Annotated in this window: 7 protein-coding genes and 1 pseudogene; 3 read left to right on the forward strand and 5 right to left on the reverse strand. The window is 46.9% G+C overall.

Features of this window, described 5'->3' with window-relative positions:
• The 4 genes and pseudogenes from EWV66_RS07760 to EWV66_RS07775 all read right to left on the reverse strand — a co-directional run.
• The coding region (locus EWV66_RS07760; protein ID WP_287107895.1) for a protein kinase at nt 1-248 on the reverse strand (248 nt) is incomplete at its 3' end.
• Nucleotides 249-445: 197 nt separating this feature from the next.
• A pseudogene (locus EWV66_RS07765) lies at nt 446-553 on the reverse strand (serine/threonine-protein kinase); the annotation flags it as partial.
• Between the two features lie 168 nt (nt 554-721).
• Nucleotides 722-1,894 carry a CBS domain-containing protein gene (locus tag EWV66_RS07770; protein ID WP_287107896.1) on the reverse strand — a complete coding sequence of 391 codons (1,173 nt, stop codon included), beginning with the start codon at nt 1,892-1,894 and terminating at the stop codon, nt 722-724.
• 238 nt (nt 1,895-2,132) lie between these two features.
• The gene (locus EWV66_RS07775) at nt 2,133-2,573 is read right to left on the reverse strand and encodes a recombinase family protein (RefSeq protein WP_052275231.1); all 441 of its coding nucleotides are present in this window, start codon (nt 2,571-2,573) and stop codon (nt 2,133-2,135) included.
• A gap of 274 nt (nt 2,574-2,847) precedes the next feature.
• Here EWV66_RS07775 and trxA point away from each other — a divergent pair, with 274 nt between their 5' ends.
• The 3 genes from trxA (at nt 2,848) to EWV66_RS07790 (ending at nt 4,253) form a co-directional block, all read left to right on the forward strand.
• Nucleotides 2,848-3,174 carry a thioredoxin gene (trxA, locus tag EWV66_RS07780; protein WP_052275232.1) on the forward strand — a complete coding sequence of 109 codons (327 nt, stop codon included), beginning with the start codon at nt 2,848-2,850 and terminating at the stop codon, nt 3,172-3,174.
• An 83-nt stretch (nt 3,175-3,257) separates the two neighbouring features.
• On the forward strand, nt 3,258-3,584 hold the full coding sequence (locus EWV66_RS07785; protein WP_002751596.1) for a hypothetical protein: 327 nt from the start codon (nt 3,258-3,260) through the stop codon (nt 3,582-3,584).
• 51 nt (nt 3,585-3,635) lie between these two features.
• Complete coding sequence (locus tag EWV66_RS07790) at nt 3,636-4,253, forward strand: CP12 domain-containing protein (RefSeq protein WP_052275233.1); 618 nt, start codon at nt 3,636-3,638, stop codon at nt 4,251-4,253.
• Nucleotides 4,254-4,443: 190 nt separating this feature from the next.
• On the opposite strand, the gene EWV66_RS07795 is transcribed toward EWV66_RS07790, so the two are convergent.
• On the reverse strand, nt 4,444-4,644 hold a 201-nt coding region (locus EWV66_RS07795; RefSeq protein WP_287107894.1), incomplete at its 5' end, for a Txe/YoeB family addiction module toxin.

Consider the following 4,644-nt stretch of genomic DNA (forward strand, 5'->3'; position numbering starts at 1 on the left):
GTAAATTCCCCCACCGAATAAGCCTTAATTAAATTAGAATGTTCTAACTTTCTGGCATTTGTTAATTCAATTAATTTATCATCGCTACTTTCGGGGATAACTTTAATGGCAACTTCTTGTACCGATGTATTTCTGACCATTTCACTAGCATGAAATACACCACCAAAACCACCGGCACCGAGAAACTTATTAAGACGATAGGGGCCTATTTGTTGCCCTTCTAACATCTTCATCATTTGGTCTAGCATAATAATAACTCCTGAATTAGCCAATTTTTACGTTGTGTAACTATCCTATTAAGTGAGTGGTTATAATTATTAAATTGAAGATAGATTGTGCCTTTGATCCCCCCTTGATCCCCCCTTAATTCCCCCTTGATCCCCCCTTAATTCCCCCTTGATCCCCCCTTAATCCCCCCTTGATAAGGGGGGCGCGGATCCTCCCTTTCACTAGCATGAAATACACCCCCAAAACCACCAGCACCGAGAAACTTATTAAGACGATAAGAGTTTATTTGTTGCCCTTCTAACATCTTCATCATTTGTTCTAGCATAATAATAACTCCTGAATTAGCCAATTTTATTGATAGTAGGGTTAATTGATAGTAGGGTTAATTGATAGTAGGGTTGATTCATGAATCAACCCTACCCCGATGTCGGGGGTTTAGGGGGTCTTGCTTCTTGCCTCGTCTCAACAAGCAATTTAAATTACGAACAGCTTACTAAGAGCTAATTTCACGGCCGAGGTACTCAAGCTTATCGAGAACAGATTGAAGCAAAGATCGCCGCTGCTCGACGACAATATCTAAGTTAGCCAACATATACTTTACGTCTTTGTAGGCATTGTCCAGCAAGGTAAGTAATAACTCGCAATCGCCTGCGCTCTCTTTTTCTGATGGGGTGCGGGTCCGTTGGGGTAATAAGTCCGCTGGTGGAGAAGGAGGGAAGGGCGATCGCTCGGACTCTAGCTGTTGAATCGTTTGCTGTAAATTTTCAATCACCCCATACATTTCCATCGGGTCAAAAACCCTTAACAGACTGGTTTGTGTAACAATACCCAACCCCCGACCCCAGTTCCAAGAAACCACCAAACGCCCCACCCGCCGTTTTTGCATTTCCTGATGGGCCGTCCACAGGGAATCCTCGGGACTGAGGAGAAATAAGGGCGTACTCATCACCGTCTGGGCCCTAGTTTTGTGCAGATCGATTTGAACTGCTTGAAACTGGACAAGATCTCGCTCTGTCACAATACCAACAGGGTAGTCATTGTCTTCGGAATTTCTCTGGGTGATCACCACACAACTGACACGATGTTCCGCCATTAACTGGGCCAATTGCAGGACTGTGGCGGTGAGTGGGGCCTGTACCACTTGACTGGTCATCACATCCGATACGCGACGAAATCGCAATAGATTGGCCGGACGCAATATCTGGCGAATACTTTCATGGGATATCACCCCGACTAATTGTCCTTGGTCATCGACAATCGGCAAATGGCGAATGCGGTAGCGCCGAAACAAAAACAGGGCAGCAAAAATGTCTTGAGCAGATTGCTGGGGTAACGTGATCAGGGGATGCACCATCACATCAGCAACGGTTGTCTCAGTCAGGTTAATTCCTTGAGCGGTGAGTCGCACCACATCCCGTTCTGTCAAAATTCCTAATAGCTCTTGCCCTTGCACCACCAGCAGACAGCTAACACGCACCTCTCCGGCCGGAGCAGCTAGAGGGGATAGGTCATCGGTGAGTAAACACAGACGGTTATAGGCCTGGCCGATCATGGCGATCGCATCTGCCAGGGAAGTGGTTGGCGGCACCGTCAAGGGTTGGCGATTGATCGCCTTTTCCAGATCGGGGGCCCAACTCAGAGGTGTATCGAGGGACATCAGCACCATCCTGCGATCGCAAAGGACAAGATAGACAGAACAGTCACTGGGCAAAGAACCCAGACTCTCAGAGTTGCCAAAACCCGTTCTAAAACTATCTCAAAGTGTAGCGTCATTTAACTTTTTCCTAAAAGATGTAACGTTTTGTTACAATTTTTATTAAACTCGTAAAGATTTTAGACCCACTTCGGTGTATCATAGAGGGATGTAACAGGTTAAAGCCTGAAACTTTTTATTTAGCGGTTATTCAGCCTCTAATGGTTTCAGGGGCGGCATCACCAGACGCTGGGGTGAGTACTTCCGGGTTCTGGTCGGCCTGAAGGGTTACTCCGGAAATTCTGGACACCTTTCCATAAAGTCGATCCAGCACTCGCTTTACGGAAATACGCTGCCATGGTAGACCGCGTTTGGTGGTGTAGCCCTGTTCATTAAGCCAATCGGCGATCTTCTGCAAGGATTTCCCTGATTTGTGATGACGGCGAATCAGTTCAATGACCCGGCACTCTTCCGGATCATCCACTAATTCCCCATCGATCGATCGTTGTCCAAAGGCAGGGGAGCCGTAGCCCGCATAACCACCGTTGCTTGCTTTTGCTTGTCTGCCTTGTTCTAGCCGCTCCCAGGCAGATAAATCGTTGGAAGGGGTCGCTGTCATAGGGTATCTAAATGCAATAACTTGCAAAACCATATTATCGCAACTTAACGTCGCAAATTTGTTTTGATTGGGGGCAGCCGATGACGACTTACAAAGTAAAACCCCTGCATGAGCAGGGACTAGATGTCACCATCGATGTCTGGGACAACCAAACTATAGACGATACCCCCGGGAGGCGGACAAAGTTAAAGGGTCAAAGGCCAAGCATTTTTAGATGAGGAGCGGTTCAAAGCTGAATTTCTATTGTAAAACGCAGCGATCAGAGAATTTGTCCTAAGTTACACAGCATCAATCTGGAGATATAAACATGGGTACGGCTACATTTATTCAAGATGAAACTGAATTTGATTCCCTCTTAAAGAGTGAATCCCTGTTGGTGGTAGATTGCACAGCAACCTGGTGTGGACCTTGCAAACTGGTGGCACCGTTGATCGATCGATTGGCCGATGACTATCGCGATCGTGCCAAAGTCTTTAAACTTGACCTAGACAGTAACAAACTCGTGGCCAAACGCTTTGGGATTAGAAGTATTCCTGCTGTCATGGTATTTAAACAGGGGGAATTGATAGAAACATTAGTTGGGGTTAAACCCTATGAAGAATTTACGGAAGCCGTAGAACGACAATTACGGTGATAGTCTTCCACCGTTAACAAACACTCTGGGCAAACCTCCGACGTTGACCCTTTCCTTCTCACACCACTATTTAATTTTGAGGTATGGCGATGAACAAGCTTATAGAAATTCGGTGTCCTAACTGTGGCAGCGTAGCTCAACGGCTCTTGAGCGATCGCCTACCCGCAGGATATAAGTGTCCGGCCCGACAGGTTGCTCAGACGGAATGCCCAGTGTGTGATTATTTCATTGCCATGTGTTGGCAAAACGGCGCTGTGCTGGAGGCCTATGCTCCAGGCATTCAGGGGAACACAGCTGCGGCCATGCCGCCCCAGCCCCAACCAGCGATCGCCCATTGGTCTTTGTCATCTGTGTTCAAAGTGGCACTCAGCCCACAAGAGTCTAGGAAATTGCTATCGGGGCAACCCTAGTCAACTTTTGCGTTTATACCGGTCCTTTCATTTAACCAAACCAAACCATATATGCTACAAGCTCAAGAAATTATGACTCAAAACGTTGTCACCATTCGTGGTTCGGCAACGGTTGCCGATGCCGTGCAATTGATGAAAGAAAAAAAACTGCGGGGTTTGATTGTCGAACCGCGCCATGAACAGGATCCCTATGGAATTGTCACCGAAACCGACATCGTTTACAAAGTGGCGGCCTTTGGCCACGATCCTAAAACTATGCGGGTCTATGAAATTATGGCCAAGCCCTGTGTGGTTGTCAATCCCGAACTGGGGGTGGAATATGTGGCCCGGTTATTTGCTCAAACCCGCATTCGCCGCGCCCCAGTGATTCAGGGTAAAACTTTGCTGGGCATTATTTCTGTGAGTGATATTCTCTTCAAGAGCGATTTTGTCGAAAAGCCGAAGCGGTTGTTCATTGAAGATGAAATTGAAGCGGCTCGCGAAGACGCGCGGGCAATTTGTGCGGCCAAGGGTGAAACCTCTCCCGATTGCGCTGCGGCCTGGGATGTGGTGGAGGAACTCCAGGCCGAAGCCTCCCATCAACGGGTCAAAAAACAGGGGAGTAACTCATTTCAGGCTTACTGCGAAGCCAATCCCGATGCCTTAGAGTGCCGCATTTATGACGATTAAATCCTGGAGGAATGTAAAGATTTATTAAATTGTAACATAGGCTACAGCTTTGCTTGGTTTATTGTGTATTGCTTCACTGTCCTCCTTCTGTCTTGGGTTGGGCTATCCCTTAACCCAAGCTACGAGGGGGAACGGACTACGTTCCTTGTCCCCTTTCTCCTGTAACAGTTCTTGATGGGTTTGTCTGAGTTTAGCCTGATTGATAATGATAGCGAGCTTGTAAAAAATAAACCTTATTTCCTGTGACTTTATAAACTAAACGATGCTCTAAGTCGATCCGTCGTGACCAAGTGTCGGCAGCAATATACTTAAGAGGTTCGGGTTTACCCAATCCTGTAAACGGATCGCCATCCAAAATATCTGCCACTAAGTCTAAAATTTTATCGCCTTT

The organism is Microcystis sp. M_OC_Ca_00000000_C217Col (assembly GCF_007095585.1).
In the GTDB taxonomy this organism is placed as follows: domain Bacteria; phylum Cyanobacteriota; class Cyanobacteriia; order Cyanobacteriales; family Microcystaceae; genus Microcystis; species Microcystis panniformis.

Bases quoted from the DNA above. Each gene is read 5' to 3' on its own strand.
- EWV66_RS07770 (WP_287107896.1), bottom strand. From the start codon at position 1,894: ATGGTGCTGATGTCCCTCGATACACCTCTGAGTTGGGCCCCCGATCTG.
- EWV66_RS07775 (WP_052275231.1), bottom strand. From the start codon at position 2,573: ATGGTTTTGCAAGTTATTGCATTTAGATACCCTATGACAGCGACCCCT.
- trxA (WP_052275232.1), top strand. From the start codon at position 2,848: ATGGGTACGGCTACATTTATTCAAGATGAAACTGAATTTGATTCCCTC.
- EWV66_RS07785 (WP_002751596.1), top strand. From the start codon at position 3,258: ATGGCGATGAACAAGCTTATAGAAATTCGGTGTCCTAACTGTGGCAGC.
- EWV66_RS07790 (WP_052275233.1), top strand. From the start codon at position 3,636: ATGCTACAAGCTCAAGAAATTATGACTCAAAACGTTGTCACCATTCGT.